This is a genomic window from Streptomyces sp. NPDC043746 (genome assembly GCF_056436485.1).
The window spans coordinates 122,879-143,904 of record NZ_JBWKCM010000019.1; the positions used below are offsets into that span (position 1 = coordinate 122,879).

The 21,026-nt window shown below is 72.7% G+C and carries 21 protein-coding genes; 4 read left to right on the forward strand and 17 right to left on the reverse strand.

Going from position 1 to position 21,026, the window contains the following annotated elements; all coding sequences use genetic code 11:
* Positions 1–19: 19 nt before the first annotated feature.
* Complete coding sequence (locus AC0682_RS20965; RefSeq protein WP_478534541.1) at positions 20–898, forward strand: lytic polysaccharide monooxygenase auxiliary activity family 9 protein; 879 nt, start codon at positions 20–22, stop codon at positions 896–898.
* A 53-nt stretch (positions 899–951) separates the two neighbouring features.
* Here the strand turns inward: AC0682_RS20965 and AC0682_RS20970 are convergent, their stop codons facing one another.
* From AC0682_RS20970 to fabG, 5 genes are all read right to left on the reverse strand, one after another.
* Positions 952–1,863 (reverse strand): MBL fold metallo-hydrolase, encoded by a 912-nt coding sequence (locus AC0682_RS20970; protein ID WP_478534543.1) that lies wholly within the window; start codon positions 1,861–1,863, stop codon positions 952–954.
* Complete coding sequence (locus AC0682_RS20975) at positions 1,856–3,082, reverse strand: ketosynthase chain-length factor (RefSeq protein ID WP_478534545.1); 1,227 nt, start codon at positions 3,080–3,082, stop codon at positions 1,856–1,858. The genes AC0682_RS20970 and AC0682_RS20975 overlap by 8 nt, the downstream gene beginning before the upstream one ends.
* Entirely contained in the window at positions 3,079–4,347 is a 1,269-nt protein-coding gene (locus AC0682_RS20980) for a beta-ketoacyl-[acyl-carrier-protein] synthase family protein (RefSeq protein WP_478534546.1), read from the reverse strand. Before AC0682_RS20980 ends, AC0682_RS20975 begins: the two co-directional genes overlap by 4 nt.
* 180 nt (positions 4,348–4,527) lie before the next feature.
* A complete protein-coding gene (locus AC0682_RS20985) occupies positions 4,528–5,670 on the reverse strand; it encodes an acyl-CoA dehydrogenase family protein (protein ID WP_478534547.1) in 1,143 nt (380 codons plus the stop codon).
* A 34-nt stretch (positions 5,671–5,704) separates the two neighbouring features.
* On the reverse strand, positions 5,705–6,490 hold the full coding sequence (fabG, locus tag AC0682_RS20990; protein ID WP_478534548.1) for a 3-oxoacyl-ACP reductase FabG: 786 nt from the start codon (positions 6,488–6,490) through the stop codon (positions 5,705–5,707).
* Positions 6,491–6,769: 279 nt separating this feature from the next.
* On the opposite strand from fabG, the gene AC0682_RS20995 reads away from it, so the two are divergent.
* Positions 6,770–7,417, forward strand: coding sequence for a hypothetical protein (locus AC0682_RS20995; RefSeq protein WP_478534550.1), 648 nt, complete (start codon positions 6,770–6,772; stop codon positions 7,415–7,417).
* A gap of 89 nt (positions 7,418–7,506) precedes the next feature.
* On the opposite strand, the gene AC0682_RS21000 is transcribed toward AC0682_RS20995, so the two are convergent.
* From AC0682_RS21000 to AC0682_RS21015, 4 genes are all read right to left on the reverse strand, one after another.
* A complete protein-coding gene (locus tag AC0682_RS21000; RefSeq protein ID WP_478534552.1) occupies positions 7,507–8,637 on the reverse strand; it encodes a nucleotide disphospho-sugar-binding domain-containing protein in 1,131 nt (376 codons plus the stop codon).
* Positions 8,634–9,653: a quinone oxidoreductase family protein gene (locus AC0682_RS21005; protein ID WP_478534554.1), complete on the reverse strand. Its 1,020-nt coding sequence runs from the start codon at positions 9,651–9,653 to the stop codon at positions 8,634–8,636. Before AC0682_RS21005 ends, AC0682_RS21000 begins: the two co-directional genes overlap by 4 nt.
* Positions 9,654–9,716: 63 nt before the next feature.
* Complete coding sequence (locus tag AC0682_RS21010) at positions 9,717–10,157, reverse strand: nuclear transport factor 2 family protein (protein ID WP_478534556.1); 441 nt, start codon at positions 10,155–10,157, stop codon at positions 9,717–9,719.
* 13 nt (positions 10,158–10,170) lie between these two features.
* Positions 10,171–10,947: an AfsR/SARP family transcriptional regulator gene (locus AC0682_RS21015; RefSeq protein WP_478534558.1), complete on the reverse strand. Its 777-nt coding sequence runs from the start codon at positions 10,945–10,947 to the stop codon at positions 10,171–10,173.
* A gap of 173 nt (positions 10,948–11,120) precedes the next feature.
* Here AC0682_RS21015 and AC0682_RS21020 point away from each other — a divergent pair, with 173 nt between their 5' ends.
* Complete coding sequence (locus tag AC0682_RS21020) at positions 11,121–12,131, forward strand: 3-hydroxyacyl-CoA dehydrogenase NAD-binding domain-containing protein (RefSeq protein ID WP_478534560.1); 1,011 nt, start codon at positions 11,121–11,123, stop codon at positions 12,129–12,131.
* A gap of 52 nt (positions 12,132–12,183) precedes the next feature.
* Entirely contained in the window at positions 12,184–12,687 is a 504-nt protein-coding gene (locus AC0682_RS21025) for a flavin reductase family protein (RefSeq protein WP_478534562.1), read from the forward strand.
* 25 nt (positions 12,688–12,712) lie between these two features.
* Here the strand turns inward: AC0682_RS21025 and AC0682_RS21030 are convergent, their stop codons facing one another.
* The 8 genes from AC0682_RS21030 to AC0682_RS21065 form a co-directional block, all read right to left on the reverse strand.
* Positions 12,713–13,636, reverse strand: a complete 924-nt coding sequence (locus AC0682_RS21030; RefSeq protein WP_478534564.1) for an NAD-dependent epimerase/dehydratase family protein — start codon at positions 13,634–13,636, stop codon at positions 12,713–12,715.
* A gap of 47 nt (positions 13,637–13,683) precedes the next feature.
* Complete coding sequence (locus AC0682_RS21035; RefSeq protein WP_478534566.1) at positions 13,684–14,406, reverse strand: class I SAM-dependent methyltransferase; 723 nt, start codon at positions 14,404–14,406, stop codon at positions 13,684–13,686.
* A 49-nt stretch (positions 14,407–14,455) separates the two neighbouring features.
* On the reverse strand, positions 14,456–15,817 hold the full coding sequence (locus tag AC0682_RS21040; RefSeq protein WP_478534581.1) for an NDP-hexose 2,3-dehydratase family protein: 1,362 nt from the start codon (positions 15,815–15,817) through the stop codon (positions 14,456–14,458).
* A gap of 74 nt (positions 15,818–15,891) precedes the next feature.
* Positions 15,892–16,893: a dTDP-glucose 4,6-dehydratase gene (gene rfbB, locus AC0682_RS21045; protein WP_478534568.1), complete on the reverse strand. Its 1,002-nt coding sequence runs from the start codon at positions 16,891–16,893 to the stop codon at positions 15,892–15,894.
* Positions 16,890–17,954, reverse strand: coding sequence for a glucose-1-phosphate thymidylyltransferase (locus tag AC0682_RS21050; protein WP_478534570.1), 1,065 nt, complete (start codon positions 17,952–17,954; stop codon positions 16,890–16,892). Before AC0682_RS21050 ends, rfbB begins: the two co-directional genes overlap by 4 nt.
* Positions 17,951–19,081, reverse strand: a complete 1,131-nt coding sequence (locus AC0682_RS21055) for a DegT/DnrJ/EryC1/StrS family aminotransferase (RefSeq protein ID WP_478534571.1) — start codon at positions 19,079–19,081, stop codon at positions 17,951–17,953. Before AC0682_RS21055 ends, AC0682_RS21050 begins: the two co-directional genes overlap by 4 nt.
* Before the next feature lie 50 nt (positions 19,082–19,131).
* Positions 19,132–20,085 carry an aromatase/cyclase gene (locus tag AC0682_RS21060; RefSeq protein WP_478534573.1) on the reverse strand — a complete coding sequence of 318 codons (954 nt, stop codon included), beginning with the start codon at positions 20,083–20,085 and terminating at the stop codon, positions 19,132–19,134.
* Positions 20,086–20,124: 39 nt separating this feature from the next.
* Positions 20,125–21,026: acyl-CoA carboxylase subunit beta (locus AC0682_RS21065; protein ID WP_478534574.1), on the reverse strand; the 902-nt coding region annotated here is incomplete at its 5' end.

The window sequence follows — 21,026 nt, forward strand, 5'->3', positions numbered from 1 at the left end:
CGTACGAGAGCGAGCACCCATGTCCTCTGCCCGGCGCCGCATCGCCCTGGCCTCCGTCGTGTCCGCCGCGACCCTCATCTCCCTGGCGCCCTCCCCCGCGAGCGCGCACGGCTCCGTCTTCGGCCCGGTCAGCCGGGTGAGCGCCTGCTTCGCCGAGGGCCCGGAGGCACCGAAGTCCCAGGTCTGCAAGGACCTGGTGGCCGACTCGGGGACCCAGCCGCTCTACGACTGGAACGAGGTGAACATCGCCAACGCGGACGGCCGGCATCAGGAGATCATCCCCGACGGGAAGCTCTGCTCCGCCAACCGCGAGAAGTACCGCGCCCTGGACTGGGCCCGCACCGACTGGCCCGCCACCACCGTGGCCGCGGGCTCCTACGACTTCGACGTACGCGTCACCGCACCCCACCTGGGCACGATGACGATGTACATCACCAAGGAGGGCTTCGACCCGACGCAGCCGCTGAAGTGGTCGGACCTGGACCCGACCCCGGTGGGCACCTACGCCACGCCCCGTACCAGCGACAACGGCTACTACCGCTTCACCGGCGCCCTCCCCGACCGCACGGGCCGCCACATCGTCTACCAGGTCTGGCAGCGCCACGACAGCCCCGAGGCGTTCTACGGCTGTTCGGACGTCGTCTTCGGCACCGCGGCCACCAGCGCCGCCAAGGCCAAGGCCAAGGCCCCGACCGAGACCACGATCGACGCGGGCACGGCCCACTCGACCGTCAGCCACCACGGCCACGGCGGCGACGAACACGCCCCCGTCCTGGTCTCCGCCGCCTCCCGGCCCGCCGACTCCCCGCTGACGAACGCCCTGACCTGGGCGTCGGGCGCCGCCCTGTTCGCGGTGGGCGTCCTGCTCCTCGGCCGCAACCGCCGCAGGACGAGCTGAGTCACGTCGCCGCCCTGACGCCCCGACAACCGGTCGGCGTCAGGGCGGCGACGTCACGCGTGGCAGTCCGGGAGGCGACCGTGATAGGCGACCATCTCGCCGAACACCTCGACGACGTCCAGCGGGGCGACCGACGCGGAGTCGTCCGACAGCTCCTGCCGGGCGCGGTGCAGGTTGCCCACGAGACGCTCGGGGTCGAGTAGTCCCGCGAAGGGGCCGAGGTCGCACGACCGGGCCGTCTCCAGGGCGGTGAGCCCCGCCGCCGCCCCTTCGGCCGCGACCTTCCGCAGCCAGCGCAGGTACTCCTCGGTGGCGTCGAAGGCCTCCGGGCCCGCGAGCGGGCCGTGGCCTCCCACGACGGTGACGGGCTCCAGCGCCCGCAGCCGCCGCAGGGTCTCCAGGGAGCCCCGCACCGTACCCATCAGGACGAAGGGCGTGCACCCCGGCATCACGATGTCCCCGGTGAACAGGACCCTCTCCTGCGGCAGCCAGACCACCGTGTCACTGCGGGTGTGGGCGGGGCCGAGGTGCAGAAGCTCCACACGTCGGCCGCCGACATGCAGGGTCAGGGCGCCGGAGTACGTGATGTCGGGCAGGACGACCTCGACACGGCCCCACTCCACGTCCGGCCACAGGGCGGTCAGCGCGAGCCCGGTCTCGGCCATGTCGGTCCGGGTGAGCGCGTGGCCGACCACGGTGGCGTCCGGGCCGAAGACCCCGTTGCCGAAGGTGTGGTCGCCGTGGAAGTGGGTGTTGACCACCGTCCGGCGCGGCGTCGGCGCGAGCGCGTCGACGTGCTCCTTCAGCAGCAGCGCCCGGCGCTCGGTGGCCGCGGTGTCGACGACGACGGCCCCCTCGTCCGAGACGATCACGCCCGCGTTGTTCAGGCACCACCCGCCGTCGGGCTGGAGGTAGGCGTGGACACCGTCGGCCACCTCGACCAGGCGGGGGGTGCCATCAGCCACGGTCGGCCGCCTTGACCACGACAGCGGAGTTGAAGCCCCAGCGGCCCCGTGCGAGCACCAGCACCGCGCGCGCCGAGGTGGGCCGGGGCGTGCCGCGCACCAGGTCGAGACCGTACGCGGCGGGCGTCTCGCCCTCGTACGGTACGGCGGGGATCAGCCCGTCCCGCAGGGCGAGGAGCGCCGCCACCACGTCCAGCGGTCCCCCGCCCGCGAGGAGTCGTCCCGTCAGCACCTTGGGAGCCGCGACCGGCACGCCGTGCGCCCCGAAGACCGCGGTGATCGCCTCGGCCTCGCTCTGGTCCAGGGCGGCCGTGCCGGCGGCGTCGGCGAAGACGACACCGATGTCCGCGGGTGTGAGACCGGCGTCCGCGATCGCCGATTCCGCGGCGCGGCGGAGGGCCGGGGGCCGCCCCGAGCCGGGCGGTGGGTCGAAGGTGGCCGCGTAGCCGGCGAGTTCGCCGTAACAGCGGTCCATGCCCCGGCGCCGGGCGCCCTCCTCGTCCTCCATGATGAGGAACGCGCCGCCCTCACCGGGCACATGGCCCCGTGCCGCGGTGTCGAAGGGAAGGTAGGCGCGGTCCGGGTCGTCGCTGTCGCTGACCAGCCCGCCCGACAGGTGCGCGGCCCAGCCCCACGGGTCCAGGGCCGAGTCGACACCGCCGGTGACGACGAGGGGGGTGCCGAGCCTGAGGGATCGGCGGGCGTGGCCCAGCGCGTCCAGGCCGCCCGCCTGGTCCGCGACCAGGGCCGCTCCCGGGCCGCGCAGTTGGTGCCGGATGGACACCTGTCCGGTGTTGACCGCGTAGAACCAGGCGAACGACTCGTACACGCTCACGAACTCCGGCCCCTTGGACCAGAGATTGGCGAACTCCCGGTGGGTGAAGGCGAAGCCGCCGGAGGCATTGGCGGTGATGACGCCGAGGTCGAAGTCGACGAGTGCGGCCGGGTCGACCCCGCCGTCGGCCAGGGCCTGTTCGGCGGCGACCAGGGCCAGCCGGGTGGAGACGTCGGTCTGCGGAAGCAGGCGGTTGGGCAGGAGGTCGGCAGGGTCGAAGTCGAGGACCTGGCCGGCCAGCCGGGAGGCGTAGCGGGAGGCGTCGAAGCGGGTCAGCGGGGCGATGCCGGCGCGCCCTTCGAGCGTGGCGTTCCAGTACTCCTTGGCGCCCAGGCCATTGGGGGCCACCACGCCGATGCCGGTGATCAGGGCTCGGGCGCTCATGCCGCCGCCTCCTCGGGTCGTCGGAGCACCATGGCGCTCTGGAATCCGCCGAAGCCGCTTCCCACGGTGAGGACGCTGCGCAGCTTCGCCTCGCGGGCGGTCAGCGGGACGTAGTCGAGGTCGCACTCCGGGTCGGGAGTATGGAGGTTGGCCGTGGGCGGGACGACCTGGTGGGTCAGGGCGAGGAGGCTGGCCGCGATCTCGATGGAGCCGATGGCCCCGAGCGAGTGGCCGACCATCGACTTGATGGAGCTGACGGGGACGGCATAGGCGTGCTCGCCGAGGCTCCGCTTGAAGGCGGCCGTCTCGTGGCGGTCGTTCTGCTTGGTCCCCGAGCCGTGGGCGTTGACGTAGTCGACGTCGGTGGGGTCCATCCGGGACTCGTCGAGGGCCACGCGGATCGCCTCGGCCATCTCCCGCCCGTCGGTCTTGAGCCCTGTCATGTGGTAGGCGTTGAGCCGGGTGGCGTACCCGCTGATCTCGGCGTAGATCCGGGCTCCCCGTCGTACCGCGCTCCCGTACTCCTCCAGGACGAACATCGCGGCACCCTCCGCGAGGACGAAGCCGTTGCGGGAGAGGTCGAAGGGCCGGGAGGCGTGTTCCGCGTCGTCGTTGCGCGGGGTGGTCGCCTTGATGGCGTCGAAGCAGGCGGCGACGATGGGAGTGAGGGGGGTGTCGGTGGCACCGGTCAGCATCACGTCGGCGGAGCCCTCCTGGATGAGCCGGCAGGCGTAGCCGACCGAGTCGAGCCCGGAGGTGCAGCCGTCCGAGACCACGGTGACCGGGCCCTCGGCGCCGACGGTCCAGGCGACCTCGGCGCCGATGATGCTGGGCACCATGTGGTCGAACATGTGGGGGCTCAGGTAGGAGGGGTCGATCTCCCATTCCCGGCCCTGGTCGGAGAGCACCCGGTACTCGCTCTCCAGGGACATCGCCGCCGCGACCGCGCTGCCGACGCTGACGCCGATCCGCTCGGGGCGGACCCCCTCGAAGGAGAGCCCGCTGTCGGCGACGGCTTCGCGCGCGCAGACCACGGCGAACTGCGCGGCACGGTCCATGCGTCGGATCTGCCGAGGGGAGAGCCCCTCGGCCACCGGGTCGAAGTCGATCTCGCCCGCCACCTGGGAGCGGCAGGAGGAGGCGTCGAACGAGGTGATCGAGCGGGTGGCGGTCCGGCCGGAGCTGAGCAGGTCCCAGAATCGCTCCGCCCCGGGGCCGCCCGGAGCCCGCACGCCCAGCCCCGTGACGACGACGCGGCGGCTCATCGGGAGCCCTGCGCCGGGTAGCGGGACCGGGCGGGTCCCTCGGGACCTGCCGTCGTTCGCTGGATGCACGACATCGAGTGCGTGTTCCCTTCTTGTTCTGCGGTACGGAGGGATTCCCCCGGTTCGGGTGGGGCGGCCGGGCATGGGGCGTAGGCGTCCGTCACGGGGCGTGCGTCCGGGTCAGGGGGCGTCGAGAGCCTTTGTGGCGCGGACCAGGGCGCTCGCCACCGGCGGAAACTGCAGGCCGCTGTGGCCCGCTCCCGCGTGGACGTCCCGCCAGAACCGCTGGAGCGGCTCGGAGTCGCTCTGGCCCCTGCTGCCCGAGGACCGCAGGAGACGGTCCACGGCACCGGCGAGCGTCTCGGCGGCCAGGGCGCAGTCGCGTCCGTTACGCGCCGTCAGGACGGGGTCCACCGTGCCCTGGTCCAGGACCTTTGCCACTCGGTCGAGCAGCAGGGCCGCCGCGTCGATCTCGCCGTCGGACCGGGCCAGGGTGAGCTCGTACGGGGTCCGGTCGGCGGTGCCGGTGATCGCGGCGGCCGGCCCCACGAGCTTCCCGCGGGCCAGGCCGGACCACTGGCGCAGGGCGCCGCGGGCGGCGCCGAGCAGGGGGGCCGCGAGGGTCAGGCCGTTGGCCGCCTTCATGGGGAGCCGGTGGCACGGTGCCTCGGCGGCGGGCGCCCGGCCCGCGAGGAGGTCCGCGAGGGCGACGGAGCGCGCTTCGGGAACGGTGGCACCGTCCAGGACCAGGGTGTTGCTGCCCGTGCCGCGGAGGCCGACGTTGAACCAGGAGTCCCCGAGACCGTAGGCGGAGCGGGGCACCGCGAAGAAGCGCGGCTCCCCGCGCTCCCCGTCGGCAGCCCGGGCGCAGACCAGCGCCCACGCGGAGGAGTCGACCCCGCTGACGTACGGCCACTGGCCGCTGACGCGCCAGCCGCCGGGGGTCCGCTCGGCGGTTCCGGAGGCGGCGAGCGCCCCCACGATCGGGGTGTCGGGCCGGTCCTGCCAGAGTTCCGCCTGGCCCTCGGGCGGCAGATGGGCGGCGAGCCGGCCGACGCTCGCGGCGAGCGAGGCGAACCAGGCCGCCGAGGCGCAGCTCTCACCGATCGTGGCGACTGCGGGCAGCAGTGCGCGGAAGGTGCCGGCCGAACCGCCCCAGCGGACGGGGACGAAGTGACGGGCGAATCCGGCGGCCAGGACCGGAGCGACGACCTCCGTCGGCAGCCTGCGGTCGGACTCGGAGACCACCGCGTACTTGGCGGCCGCCTCGGCGGCCTCGCGCACGGCGTCCTGGGACAGCGATGTCGGCCGGGTGACGGGCATGGGGCTCCCTGGGATGTTCGTGGAGGGCGTCCGGTCAGTAGTTGCCGAGGCCGCCGCAGACGTTGAGGGCCTGGGCGGTGACCGCGGCGGCTCGGTCGCCGACGAGGTACTCGACCATCGCGGCGACCTCGGAGGGCTCGACGTACCGGCCGATCGGCACGCGTGCGGTGACCCGCTCGAACGCCTCCTCCTCCGTGGTCCCCCAGATGCCGGCGTAGTGCGTGCGGACCTTCTCCGCCATGGGGGTCTCGACGAAGCCGGGGCAGACGGCGTTGACGGTGATGCCGGACTTGGCCAGCTCCAGACCCCAGGCCTTCGTCAGGCCGACGACACCGTGCTTGGAGGCCGAGTAGGGGGCGCCGTGCAGAACGCCCTGCTTGCCGCCGGTCGAGGCGATGTTGACGATGCGGCCGTACCTCTTCGCCTGCATGCCGCCGGCGGTGAGCACCGCCTTCGTCATCCGGAAGACGCTGTTGAGGTTGGTGTTGACGACATCGAGCCAGAGCTCGTCCGTGACGTCGGCGGTGATCCCGCCACCGCTGCGGCCGGCGTTGTTGACCAGGATGTCGATGGGACCGTAGCGGGCGACGGCGGCGGTGACGAACGCCGTGATCTGCTCCGGGTCGGCCACGTCACAGGTGCTGCCGTCGACGTCGTACCCGCGCTCCTGAAGCTCCTTGACGGCCTCGGCCAGCCGCTCGGCCGACCGGGCGCAGAGGTAGACCCGGTGGCCGGTCTCGGCCAGCCGGACGGCGATCTCCCATCCGATGCCGCTGGTCGCGCCGGTGACCACGGCCACGCGGCCGTTCGCCTGAGTCATGGGAGCCTCCAAGAGGTGTGCGGTACGGGCGGTGTGCCGGGGGCCGGTGAGGGCGTCCCTCCCGGCAGACGTTCGCGCCGAGGTCTCGAAGGCCGTTCGAAGCCTGCTCGAAGCGACCGTGGGCGGAGGCTGACCGGATCTTCGAGTTCCGCTCGACCCGGCGACGAGGGCCCTTCGAGCGGTCTGACGATGCTTTCGTCTCGCCGACCCCACCGGCCGCCCTGTTCTCCGTCGTGGAGCAGGGTCCCTCGCACCACAGCAAGAGAGGCCACACGCACCATGAAGAAGAAGAACGCGGCGGGGATCGCCGTCGCCCTGAGCGTCTCGGCGGCCGCCGCCCTGCTGGGCGCCTCGTCCCCGGCCGGCGCCACCTCCCCCGGCACGAGCACCGCGTCGACCGTCGGCTATGTGTGCCAGAGCCGCTACGACGGTGAGTGGTTCCCGATCAACGGGTACTCCCGGGGCTTCTCCACCACCGCACCGGCGCAGGTCGCCGTCGGCGCCGCGTTCAAGGTGTCGTTCGACCCCGCGCCCATCCTGGCGCTCGGCGAGTACAACAAGGAGCTGACCGACATCGAGGTCGCGTACAAGGTGTCGCCCGGGGCCCAGGTCCTGGGCTACCGGCTGGTCGGGGGCAGTAACCTCGGCGCGGCCTCCTTCCATGTCGAGCGCCGTGGCGCCGAGTTCGTCGTCACCTCGCCCGACAGCATTCCGGGCGGTGTCCAGTTCGACCTGCCCACCCTGGAGGTCAAGCTGCGCGCGCCCTCCTCGGCGGGCACCGTCACGACCGCGCCGGGCGGTTCCAGCTTCACCGACCGCTCCTTCGGGTGGAACCGGATGCACCCGGAGAACGAGCAGTGGGACCCCTTCCAGTGCTACGCCGACCCGGCCGCCCCGGTCGTGTTCAGCTCGACGAACGTCACCTGACGCCAGGCGCGGTGCCCTCCGGGGGCGGTCACGGGAGATCCCGGACCGCCCCCGGCGGCGTTGCCGGCGCGTGTCCGCCTCCAGCGGTGTCAGACCGCGAGCCGCTCCAGGGCTCCCACCACCTCCGCCGGTGCGGGAAGGGCGGCGATCTCGGCGGCGATCTCACCGGCCCGCTTGCGGTACCCGGGCTCCTCCAGGAGCACCCGGCACGCCGAGAGCACGGCCTGCGGAGTCGCTTCCTCGGGGAAGAGGACGCGTGCCGCCCCCTGTTCGGCCGTGCGGCGCATCGTGGAGGCGAAGATGTCCCAGCGGGGCAGCAGGAGTTGGGCCGCCCCGGCGCCGAGCGCCGTCATCCCGGTGACTCCCCCGCCGTGGTGGACGACGAGGTCGCAGGTCGAGGCCACGACGTCGAGCGGCATCCAGCCGATCCGCACCCGGCCGACGGATGCCCGCAGCCGGGCGGTGGCCTCCTCGGGCGCCGCGACGAGGATCTCCGCGTCGAAGGCGGCGAGGTCCGCGACCAGTCGGCCGAGGAAGTCCCGGTTGGCCTCCGTCTCGCGGCTGCCGGAGGTCACGCACACCCGCGGCCGGTCGCCCCGGGTGTACATCCAGGGTTCGAGCGGTTCCTGCCGGTTGTACGGGATCCACCGCATCGGCTGGGCCGGGTCGGCGTCCGGGGGCCGCAGACCGGGCGGGCACACATCGACGCGGAGGGCCGGCGCCGGAAGCCCGTCGAGCCCCAGCGCGTCGAGTTCGGGGCGGAGTTCCTCGGCCGCGTAGGGATCGACGCCCCGGGTGTCGTACAGGTCCCAGGCCTGGCGGACGTACGGGACTTTGAGGTGGGCCGTGAGCAGCGGAGCCGCGTACGACATGCTGCCGCCGACGACCAGGTCCGGGCGCCAGCGTGCGGCCAGTTCCCGCAGGCCGTCCAGGCTCTCCGCCGCCAGCCGGCCGAACCAGCCGCCGTGGTGGACGCGTTCGGGCGTGAGCCCCCGGGGCATCCGGGGGACGGCCGCACCGGACCGGTCCGTGGTGATCAGCCCCTGCCAGGTGCGCCGGGTGACCGCCGCGCCGGGGAGGCCGATCGCGGTGATGTGCGGGACGAGTTCCTCCGTACCGGCGACGATCACCTGGTGTCCCGCCTGGCGCACGGCGACGGCGAGGGCGGCGAGCCCGAAGACGGTCGCCGGGCTGGGGCCCGCGACGAAGAGGACCCTCATGCCGCACCCCCGGTGGTCCGGGCGCCGCGACCGGTGAGGAGCACGATGCGTCCCAGGTGGGCCCGGCTCTCGATGATCTCGTGCGCCTTGCCGACGTCCTCCAGGGGCAGCACCGTGTGTACGGTCTGCCGGACGGTTCCGGCGAGCAGCTGCGCGGTGAGCGTGGCGTGGTCGGCGCGGTACTGCGCGGGCCGCGCGCTCCGCCACGCGGACAGGGCGAACCCGGTGAGGAACCGCATCCCGATGAGCTCCATGGGCGAGATGGCGGGAATACCGAGGCCACCGCCCGCCGAACCGTAGAAGACGAGTCTGCCGAAGGGGGCGAGGAGGCCGATGCCCTGCCGGAGCACGTCGCCGCCGACGCTGTCGAGGATCACGTCGACACCCCGGCCGTCGGTGGCCTCGCGCACCGCGTCCGGCCAGTCGGCCCGGCTGTAGTCGATGGCGGCGTCCGCGCCGAGGGAACGGGCGTAGGCGCACTTCTCGGGAGTGCCGGCGGTGGCGATCACCGTCCCCGCCCCGGCGAGCCGGGCCAGTTGGACCGCGAGGTGGCCGATGCCTCCGGACGCGGCGTGTACGAGGACGCTCTCGCCGGAGGCCAGGGCAGCCGTCCCCATCGTGCCCATGGCGATGGGCCCGGGGGCGGGGAGCGCTGTCGCCTGGACCGCGTCGAGCGCGGCGGGCACGGGGAGCACGGTGTCCGCGTCGACGGCGACGTACTCGGCGTACGCGCCGTGCAGCGTGAAGGCGCCGACGCGGTCGCCGGTCGCGATGCCGGTCACGCCGGGCCCCACGGCGACGACGTCACCGACGACGTCGCCTCCGAGCGTCACGGGGAACTCGGGCCGCCACATGGGGGCGGGGAAGATGTTCCGCCGCATCTGGGTCTGGGCGAAGCCCACCGAGACCGCCTCGGCCTCGATCAGCACCTGGCCGGGCCCCGGTTCGGGTATCGGCACTTCTTCGGTACGCAGCACCTCGGGGCCGCCGTACTCGTGGATCCGGACAGCGCGCATGGCATTCCTCCGTCGGGCGAAAGGGGGCGGGGACGAGCGGGCGGGTCGGGGAGGCGGGGCGGTTCATGCCTCGGGTACGTGGTCGTGCTCGACCCGGCGGGACCGGGTGAGCAGCCGCCCGCCCTCCTCGACCAGCACGTCCCGGACCAGGCAGCTCGGGGCGATCTCGGGGACGCGCTCGCCCGGCCGGATCAGCAGCGCCAGGACGTAGAAGGTGGCGTGGATCGTGCCGTCGGCCTGCTCCTGGACGTTCAGCATGGTGAACCAGTGACGGCGCTGCACGGCCTCACCGGCGAAGCGCTCCTGGTGGAAGGCCGTCAGCTCCTTGGCGATGCCGGCCCGGGTGCGTGCGGCGGGCCGGCCGGGCGAGTGGCGGAACTCGCCGTCCTCGGTGAACGTGTCTGCGTACTCCTCGAACCGGCCGCTGTCGAGCGCCTGCATCTGCTCCGCGTGGAACTGCTGCACACGGCTGTACAGCCCTTCGCGGACTCGTTCGGTGGACATGGTTCTCCCTTCGTCAGGCCGCGCGACCGGAGCGCGCGACCGGGTTCAGTACCTCGTGGTGCAGCCGTTGCACATCGGGGGACGGCTCGATGCCCAGCTCGTCGTCGAGGGAGCGCCAGAGGTCCCGGTAGACCTTGAGGGCCTCCGCGCGGCGGCCGCAGTTGTTGAGGGCGTCGATGAGCTGGGCGTGGAACCACTCGTTGAGCGGGTACTGCTGGCTGAGGGCGCACAGTTCGGGGATGAGGTCGCGCTCGTTCCCCAGCTGCTTCAGCGCCTCGATGCGCCGTTCCACGGCGCGCACCCGCAGCTCCTCCAGGTACATCGTGAAGCCGTTGAGGACCCGGCCGGTGGAGAGGTTCGCCAGGGCGGGGCCGGTCCACATGTCCAGGGCGTCGCCCAGGATGCGGGCGGCCAGTTCGAGATGGCCCCGGTCTGCGGCCCGGCGGCCGGACTTCACGAGTTCCTCGAACTCCCGGGTGTCCAGGCCGTGGCCGGTCGGGTCGATGAGGTACCCGGGACTGCGGGTGATCAGGATCGGTTCACCGGCTCCGGCGAGGCCCTCGCCGACCAGGATCTTCCGCAGGTGGTAGACGTACGTCTGCAGGGTCGTCAGGGCGCTGCGCGGGGGGTTCTCGGCCCACAGCTCCTGGATGAGGGCGTCGACCGGCACGATCTCCTTGGGCCGGGTGAGCAGGAGGGCCAGGACCTGGCTGGCCTTGGGGGTGGGCGGGAGGATGGATCGGCCGTTCTCCGTGGTGATCTCGAAGGGGCCGAGAAGATGGAATTTCACTGGATGACCTCTGACTTCTCGTTTCCGGTCGGTTCCGGGCAGGCGGACGGGTGCCACTGGTCCAGGGCGGTTGTGCGCCGTCGAGCGCGCGTCGAGCTTTTGTCGAGCACGGCGGCCGACCATGGCGTCGTGCGAAAACGCACGCAGCGGCACGGGAACAGGAGAACCTGACGATGAGTGGAACCGGCCGGCCTACCGTGGCGGTGATCGGCGCGGGGACCATCGGCCTCGGGTGGATCACTCTGTTCCTCGGCAACGGGCTGGACGTGCGGGTGAACAGTCGCCGCCCCGAGGCACGGAGCATCGTCCTGCGGGGTCTGCGGACGTTCGTGCCGACCCTGCCCGACGGGGCCGACCTGGATCCCGAGGAGCTGCTGGCGCGGGTGGCCTTCGAGCCCGACGTGGCGCGCGCGGTCGCGGACGCCGATGTCGTGCAGGAGAACGCCCCGGAGGACCTGGCCCTGAAGCAGGAGTTGTTCCGTACCGTCGGTGAAGCGGCCCCGGAGCACGCCCTGTTGCTGTCGTCGACCTCCACGCTGCTGCCCGACGCCATGGGCGAGCGGATGAAGGACTCCGGCCGACTGGTCGTCGGCCACCCCTTCAACTCCCCGCACCTCGTGCCGCTGGTGGAGGTGGCCGGCGGTGAGCGGACCGACCCGGCGGCGGTGGCGGAGGCGGTCGGCTTCTACCGCGCGGTGGGCCGCACGCCCGTCGTGCTCCGTCGGCCGGTCGCCCGGCTCGTCGCGAACCGGCTCCAGTCCGCGCTGCTCCGGGAGAGCATCCACCTCGTCCGCGAGGGTGTGGTGTCGATGGAGGAGCTGGACACCGTGGTCACGCAGTCGATCGGTCTGCGGTGGTCCACGATCGGGCCGTTCCACGCCTTCCACCTCGGGGGCGGTGAGGGCGGTCTGCGGAAGTGGCTCGGGCACCTCGGCACGGGCCTGGAGAAGAGCTGGGCCGAGCTGGGGTCCCCCCGGATGACGCAGGAGACGATCGACGCCCTCGGCTCGGAGGCCGAGCGCCTCTTCGGCGGCACGACCTACCCGCAGCTGTGCCGGGAGCGCGACCTGCGGCACCGCGCGGTCCTCGACGCACTGGCGGCGGTCGATCGGGAGACCCTCGGGGCAGACGGCGTTCGGACCGGCCGTGCCGGGTCCGCCCCGGAAGGCGGAGGCGCGGCATGAGGGTGGCCCACGGCCGGCCCGGCCGACGGACGCCCCTGCGGGGAGGATCCTCGTGACCGTGCGCGCGGACATCAGACCCGTACGGGACACGGAGACCTTCAAGGACGCGCTGTCCCTGCTCGCCTCGCCGCTCACGCTCGTGACGACGGCGGACGAGGAGGGGCGCCGGTGGGGGCTGACGGCCAGTTCGGTCATCTCCGCCTCCCTCTCCCCGCCGCTCGTCGTGGTCGGCATCGCCCGGACCTCCAGTTGCGCCGCGGCGTTCGCCGCCGCGTCCGCGTTCGTCGTCAACGTGCTCGGCGAGCAGCACCGGGAGCTGGCCGGCCGGTTCGCCACCCGGGGCATCGACCGGTTCGCCGGTCAGTCCATCGCGAACTGGCCCGGCTCACGGCTGCCGTTCGTCCCGGACGCGCACGCGGCGTTCCGCTGCTCGGTCGCGGACCGGCTGCGGGTCGGCGACCACGACCTGCTGGTCGGGCAGCCGACCGAGGTGCTCCTCGACGGGGACTCCCCGCCGCTGCTCTGGCACCGCCGCGGGTTCCGCACGACGGCCTGACGGGCGGCACGGACCCCGGCTCCGCTCACGCGACCGCCCGGCGGCCGACCTCGGCCCAGTAGGCGGCGAGCGACTCCATGAGGCTCCGGCCCGGTTGCCAGCCGAGGACCTCGCGGGCCGGGGCGGGGTCCGCCCGGATCCAGTCCCGCCCGGGCGCGGAGCCCGGCTCCCCCGGACGTTCGACGATGCGGGCGGGCACGCCGCTCACCCGTACGAGCAGGTCGACGAGGAGCCGTACGGGCACGGCTTCGCCGCGTCCGATGTCCAGGGCCCGGCCACTGGCGGAGGAGAGCGCCGCCGCGAGCACGGCCGCCGACACGTCCCGTACGTCGACGTAGTCGCGGTGGGCCCGCAGCGGGGCGAGCTCCACCGTGACCGGCCCGGTGCCGGCCGAGCCTGCGACGAGTTGCCGGGCCACCGCACCGAGCAGGCTGGACTCGGGGGCGCCGACCCCCGACACATTGGCGAGGCGGAGCACCAGGGCGCGCACCGAGCCGTTCGCCGCCGCCTCCAGGACGGCGCGCGAGGCGGCGAGCTTCGCCTTTCCGTACGGAGTCACCGGCTCCGTTGCCGGGCCGGTGCGGGGCCCGCCACCGGACGGCACCGGACCGTATTCGAGTACGGAGCCGAGGTGGACCAGGCGGGGACGGCGCGGCAGGGTGGCGAGGGCGTCGAGGAGCCGGAGCGCGGGGACGGTGCAGATGCGGTGCATGGCGTCGTCGTCCCGGCTCCAGATGCTCCCGGTGGCGTTGACGACCACGTCGGGGCGCTCGGACGCCAGGACGCGTGCGAGGCCGTCCGGCGGTGTCTCGGCCAGGTCGAGCGGGAGGAACCGCGCCGCGACGGGCCGGACGGGCTCGCTGCGGGCCACCGCCAGGACGTCCCAGCCCCCGGCGCGGAAGTCGGCGCAGACGGTCCGCCCCACGAAGCCCGTGCCGCCGAGGACCATGACGCGCCTACCGGGCCGAGCCCCCGGGGCCGCGGGCGCCCCGGCCGTCACTTGCGTACTCCGACGAGGAAGCCGCGGGCCGACACCGGGCTCTCGACCCGCTCGAAGGCGAGGCCCGCCGCCGTGAAGGCGGCCTCGTACCGTGCGGTGTCGAAGAGCCGACACACGTGGTCCTCGGCGAAGTGCCGTATCCCGTGGTCGGGGTGGGCCACGACGTAGTGGACGCGCATCAGGGAGGCGTCACCGGCCGGAGTGGCGAGCGAGGCGTGCGAGACCCGGGCCACCCGGGTCCCGTCGGCCTCGACCACGTCGGCGGAGACGTGCCCGGGGGTGAACGTTTCCGGGGCCCACCAGGGTTCCACGACGAGGACGCCGCCGGGGTTGAGGTGGCGGGCGAAGGAGCGCAGGGCGGAGTCGAGTTCGTCGGCCGAGCCCACGTACCCGAGGGAACCGAAGAGGCAGACGGCGGCGTCGAAGCGGCGCCCGAGGTCGAAGTCGCGCATGTCCGCGAGGGTGAGCGGGACTCCGGGGAGCCTGGCACGGGCCAGGTCGATCATCGGCTCGGAGAGTTCCACGCCCTCGACATGGGTGAACCGTGCGGCGAACCGGGCGAGATGGGCACCGGTACCGCAGGCGATGTCGAGGAGGGAGGCGGCGTCGGGCTTGCGGTCGTCGACCAGGGCGGCGACGGCGGCGGCCTCGCCCTCGAAGTTCTTGCCCCGGGCGCTGTGCAGGAGATCGTAGAGTTCGGCGGAGTCGTTTCCGTACATGTCCGTCCTCGGTGCGTCGGTGGCGGTGGGCGGTGCCGGGCACGATGGGTCAGAACGCCTCTACGGCACCGGAGTTCAGGCAGGCGAGCAGGGTGCGCGCCTGGACGTTGACGTAACGCGCGTGCTGGGCGAGGGTGCCGAGCTGTCCCGGGGTGATCCAGAGGTAGCCCTCGGGCGGTTCGGTCGGAGCCGCGGGGTCGGCCTCCACGACGAGATAGCGGCTCTCGGCGTTGAGGAACCGGCCGCCCTCCTCGGCGTGGACCGCCTCGTACAGGATGCGCCCGGGGCCGGCGGTGAGGATCTCGTCGAGATACGGCGGCCGGTGGGCGGGGGCGAGGTGGGCGTAGTTCTCCGGTACGCACTGGACGGTGGGGGCCAGCTCCAGTACGTCGAGCAGCCCCGCCTCCACACGTGCGTGGACCAGGAGATGGCGTACGCCGTCGAAGCGCCGGGTGAGGAACGCCGTCACGCCCCGCCCGGTCGGTTCGACGAGCGGCTGGGTCCAGCCGGTCACCTCCCGGTTCCCGGCCTCGACGGCTACCGCCACCACCCGGAAGTAGCGGCCGTCGGCGCGCTCGATCGTGGTGGGGGTGCGGTACCAGTCCGCCACCTCGGCCAGCGGCAGCGCGTCCACCCGGACCTCGTGCCGGGCGCGCTGGACGGTGATCCAGGAGAGCAGTTCGGGATCGGTGTGGAGCGCACGGGCGAGGGAGTGCTCGGCCGAGAGGGCCGGCAGCCCCGCGAGGACCGTACGGGAGTCCATGTTGACGAGGTTGTCGAGGCGGAGCAGTCGGCCGATCTGGCCGAGGGTCAGCCAGCGGAAGTCCTCGTGGACCGGCACCTCCTCATCGGTCTCCACGAGGACGTTCCGGTTGGCCTTGCGGAGGAACCAGGAGCCGTGTTCGGACTGCAGGACGTCGGCGAGCACCCGCCCTCGGCCCCGGCCGGTGAAGTGCTCCAGGTAGCGCACGTCCGCGCCGTTGTGCACCTTGGTGTAGTTGCTGCGGGTGGCCTGGACGGTCGGGGAGAGCTGGAGCAGGTTCCGGTTGCCCGGCTCCATCTTGGCCTGCATCAGGAAGTGCAGGACCCCGTCGAACTCCTTGGCCAGGATGCCGAGGATGCCGACCTCGGGCTGGCGGATGATGGGCTGCTGCCAGTGCGGGACGGGCCCCCCGGCGATCGTGACGTCAACGCCCTCGACCGAGAAGAACCGGCCGCTGCGGTGGGCGAGGTTCCCGGTGCCCGGCGCGAACGACCAGCCGTCCAGCTCGGCGAAGGGGATGCGGTCGACCCGGAACCGGTGCGCCCGTCGGCGCTCCGCCAGCCAGTCGGTGACCTGGTCCGTCCGGAGCAGGGCGCCCTCCGGGGCGGCGGCGGACCGGCCGAGGCGCCGGGAGAGGCCGGAGTGCACGCGGCGGCGCAGTGCCGTCGGCGCGGGGGCGGTCCGGGGGCCCGTGGTGCGGCGGGTGGTGTCCGCGCGGCCGGTCACGGGGCGGTCGCCCGGCCGGGGGTGTTCCGGTCCCGGTGTTTCACCGGCTTCCACCAGCGGGGGTTGTCGCGGTACCAGGCGACCGTGGCCTCCAGACCTTCGTCGAAGGGGACGAGCGGCTCGTAGCCGAGCTGTTCACGGATCTTGGTGTCGTCCAGGGCGTAGCGCAGGTCGTGGCCCTTGCGGTCGGCCACCCGCCGGATCATGGACTCGTCGGCGCCGCACAGCTCGACGAGCCGCCGGGTGAGGCCCAGGTTGGTGGTCTCGTTGCCGCCGCCGACGTTGTAGATCTCGCCCGCCCCGCCGTGGGTGAGGACCAGTTGGATCGCCCGGCAGTGGTCGTCGACGTGCAGCCATTCACGGATGTTGCGGCCGTCCCCGTAGAGCGGCAGGGGCAGGCCCTCCAGGAGGTTGGTGACGAACAACGGAACGAGTTTCTCGGGGTGCTGATGGGGGCCGTAGTTGTTCGAGCAGCGGGTGATCGAGACGCCGAGGCGGTGGGTGCGCCAGTAGGAGCGGGCCACCAGGTCGGCGCCCGCCTTCGACGCCGCGTACGGGGAGTTGGGCAGCAGCGGCCGGCTCTCCGTCCAGGAGCCTGTCTCGATCGACCCGTACACCTCGTCGGTCGAGACGTGGACGACCCGGTCGATCCCGGTCTCCACGCAGGCGTCGAGGACCGTCTGGGTGCCGCCCACGTTGGTACGGACGAACTCGGCCGCGGACGCCACCGAGCGGTCGACGTGGGACTCGGCGGCGAAGTGGACCAGGGCGTCGTGGCCGGGGAACACGTCGAGCAGGAGGGGGAGGTCGCAGACGTCGCCGTGCACGAAGTCCAGGCGGGGATGGGCGGCCGGGAGGTTGTCCCGGTTGCCGGCGTAGCTGAGGCTGTCGACGACGGTGATCCGTGCGTCCTCGCAGCCGGGGTAGCCGCCCGCCAGCATGGTGCGCACGTAGTGGGAGCCGATGAATCCGGCGCCGCCGGTGACGAGCAGTCTCATGCCGCCACCTCGATGTGGGTGTGGTCCCCGATCACCAGGCGGTGGCCGTCGCCCTCGGCGCCCGCTCCGACGACGGCGTTGCGGCCGATCAGCGAGGAGCGCAGGCCCGTCACGGCGGTGATGGAGGCGCCGTCCATGACGATCGAGTCGGTGAGGGTCGTGTCGCGCAGCAGGCAGTCGCGGCCGATCGAGGTGTGGGGCCCGACCGTGCTGTTGGCGATCACGGTGCCCGAGCCGATGACGGCGGGCCCGGCGACCGTGGAGCCCACCAGCCGGGCTCCCGCCTCGATCACGACGCGGCCGGCCACCACGCTGGCCGCGTCGACCTCGCCGTCGATCCGGGCGGTCTGCTCCCCGAGCATCGCCCGGTTGCAGGCGAGGACGTCGTCGGCCTGGCCGGTGTCCTTCCAGTACCCGTCGTACTCGCTCGCGGTGACGCGCGAGCCATGGGTGACGAGCCACTGGATGGCGTCGGTGATCTCCAGTTCGCCGCGCGCCCCGGGGGCGATGGCGGCGACGGCGTCGTGGACGGCGGGGGTGAAGAAGTACACACCGATGAGCGCCAGGTCGCTCCTGGGGTGTTCGGGCTTCTCCACGAGCCGCAGCACCCGCCCGTCGGGGGCGAGTTCGGCCACCCCGAAGGCGCGGGGGTCGCGCACCTTGTGGACGACGACCTGGGCGTCGGGCCGACGGGCGGCGAAGTCGGCGGCGATGCCCGCGACGCCGCCGGGGAGCATGTTGTCGCCGAGGTACATCACGAAGTCGTCGTCGCCGAGGAAGGGCCGGGCCAGGGCCACGCAGTGGGCGAGGCCGAGCGGCTTCTCCTGGGGGATCAGGGTGATGCGCAGCCCCAGGCCGGATCCGTCACCGATGACCGCAGCGATCTCGTCGGCCCGGTCCCCGACGACGACCCCGACCTCGGTGACGCCCACCGCCCGGATGTTCTCCAGGACGTGTTCGAGGACGGGCTTGTTGGCGATGGGGATGAGCTGCTTGGGCATCGAGTAGCTGAAGGGGCGCAGACGGGTGCCCGCTCCACCGGACAGCACCAGGGCCTTCATGACCGGATCCCCTCGGTGAGAACCTCCCGCAGCGCGGAGATCACCTTGTCCTGGACGTCCTCGGAGAGCGAGGGGTACATGGGGAGGGAGAAGATCTCACCGGCCAGCCGCTCGGTCACCGGCAGCGAGCCCTCGCCGTACCCGAGGTGGCGGAAGCCGCTCATCGTGTGCACCGGCCAGGGGTAGCTGATGTTCAGCGAGATGCCGTAGCCCTTCAGCCGCTCGATGATCTCGTCGCGGCGCGGGTGGCGGACGACGTAGACGTAGTAGACGTGGTCGTTGCCGTCGGTGACGCGGGGGAGCCGGAGTCCGTCCGGTGCGACGAGGTCGGCCAGGCCCTCCTGGTAGCGGCGGGCGACCGTCCGGCGTCCCTCGATGTAGGTGTCGAGGCGGCGGAGCTTGCGCCGCAGGATCTCGGCCTGCACCTCGTCGAGGCGGGAGTTGTGGCCGGGGGTCTGGACGACGTAGTAGGTGTCGGCCATGCCGTAGTAGCGCAGCCGTCGCAGGTCGGCGTCGACCTCCGGGTCGTCCGTGACGACCGCTCCGCCGTCGCCGTAGGCTCCGAGGACCTTGGTCGGGTAGAAGGAGAAGGCGGCGGCGTCCCCCATCGTGCCGGCCGTCCGGCCGTGGTGGTGGGCGCCGTGCGACTGGGCGCAGTCCTCCAGGATCCTCAGGCCGTGCCGCCGGGCGAGGTCCTCCAGCGGGGCCATGTCCACGCACTGGCCGTAGAGGTGGACGGGCAGCAGGGCCTTGGTCCGGGGGGTGAGGGCCGCGGCGACCTGGTCGGTGTCCATGAGGAAGTCCTCTTCGCGGATGTCCACGAACACGGGCGTGGCTCCGGTGCCGTCGATGGCGAGGACGGTGGGTGCGGCGGTGTTGGAGACGGTGATGACCTCGTCGCCGGGTCCGACCCCGAGGGCCTGGAGGCCGAGCTTCACGGCGTTGGTGCCGTTGTCGACGCCCGTGCAGTGGGCGAGGCCGTGGTAGGCGGCGAACTCGCTCTCGAAGCCCTGGACGGACGCGCCGAGGACCAGGCGGCCGGAGCGGAAAACGGTGTCCACCGCGTCGATGAGGTCGTCGCGTTCGTTCTCGTACTCCGGGAGGTAGTCCCAGACGTAGGTGGTCATGGTGATCCTTCTGCGAGTGGTGTTCGGAAGGGGACCGGTCTCCGGCGCGGTCAGCCGCGTGCGGCGGCGTACGCTCCGGCGTGCCGCAGCGTGGCCAGACTGTTGGCACCCAGCGCCTCGCGGAGGAAGCCGCGCGCCGTCGCCAGGTCGGCGGCCTCACCGAGGACCTGGGTGACGGCGCGGGGTTCGACCACGGCGGTGTGGCGCGAGGTGACGAGGGTGGCGTCGGCGCCGTCCTCCTGGAAGCGCCACTCGCCGGTGTGCACGGCCATCAGCGGGGGCAAGGTGGTCTGCTTGTAGACGATCCGCTCGTACGGCACGCAGACGCGCACCGATTCGGTGGTGTGCGGGCGGCCGTCCCGGGTGAGGGTGTCCATGGCGAGGATCTGGATGCCGGGGCCGGCGTCCCGGAGCGAGACCGCCGTCACGTGGGGCAGCCGTTCGGCCCAGTGCTGGGCCTGGTCGATGAAGGCGTAGACGTCCTTGACGTGGCCTTCGAGGCGCACGGTGTCCTCGAAGGTGAGGAAGGTGTCGTGCTCGCCGCCGTCGGAGCCCCGCTCGGCATGCCGCTTGAGGGCGTCGAGTTCGGCGCGGCTGTTGGCGTCGACGGCTCGGTCGATCCGGCCGAGCGTCCCGGGGTCGTCGCCGACGGCCCGGAAGTCGTGGAGGAGGCGTACCGTGCACTCCCCCGGTCCGGTGGGCTCGATGATCCAGGCGCCGCCCATGGAGGCCATCGGCGGACTCGGCGTCTCCTGCCGGAAGTCGACGCGCAGGCCCGCCCGGTCCAGCGTGCGGCGGGAGGTCCACTGCTTGACCTCACCGTCGACGGTGGCCCAGAGGCGGATGCGCTCCTCGGTGTCGCCCCGCTCCAGGTGGTCGGCGTGGACGGAGGGGGGGAAGATCGCGGGCCAGCCGCCGACGTCGGCGATCAGTTCGTAGAGCCGCCCGGCCGGCGCGCGGACGGTGGTCTCGTGTGCGGTCTCCCGGGTGATGGGTCGGGTCATGGTCGGCTCCTCGGGATCGGCGCCCGGCGGGCGCCGTCGTCACTGCGGCGGATTTCCGTGTTTGCGTACGGGGAGTTCGGCGTGCTTGACGCTGAGCATGTCCAGCGCGCGGACGAGCGCCCCGCGGGTCTCGGCGGGGTCGATGACGTCGTCGACGAGGCCGCGCTCGACCGCGTAGTAGGGGTGCATGAGTTCGGTCCGGTACTCCTTGATCTTCTGCAGGCGTTCCGCCTCGGGGTCCTGAGCGGCCGCGATCTGCTTGCGGAAGATCACGTTGGCTGCGCCCTCGGCGCCCATGACCGCGATCTCGTTGGTGGGCCAGGCGTAGGTGAGGTCGGCCCCGATGGACTGGGAGTCCATGACGATGTACGCGCCTCCGTAGGCCTTCCGCAGGATCAGGCTGACCCGGGGGACGGTGGCGTTGCAGTAGGCGTAGAGCAGTTTCGCGCCCCTTCTGATGACGCCGCCGTGTTCCTGGCCGACGCCGGGGAGGAAGCCGGGGACGTCTACGAGCGTGAGGATCGGGATGTTGAAGGCGTCACAGAACTGGACGAAGCGGGCTCCCTTCTCCGAGGCGTCGATGTCCAGGACACCTGCCATCACGGAGGGCTGGTTGGCGACGATGCCGACGACCCGGCCGTCCAGCCGGGCGAGGGCGCACACCAGGTTGGCGGCCCAGTGGGCGTGCACCTCCATGTGCTCCCCGTCGTCGACGAGTTCCTCGATCACGGCCCGTACGTCGTACGAGCGGACGGCGTCGGCGGGGACGAGGTCGAGCAGGGCCGGGGTGGGGCGGTCGGCGGGTCCGTCCGGCGCGACGACCGGCGGAAGTTCCCGGTTGTTCTGGGGGAGCATCGACAGGAGGTAGCGGACCTCGGCGATGCAGGTCTCCTCGTCGTCGTACGCGAAGTGCGCGACGCCGGAGGTCTCGGCGTGCACGT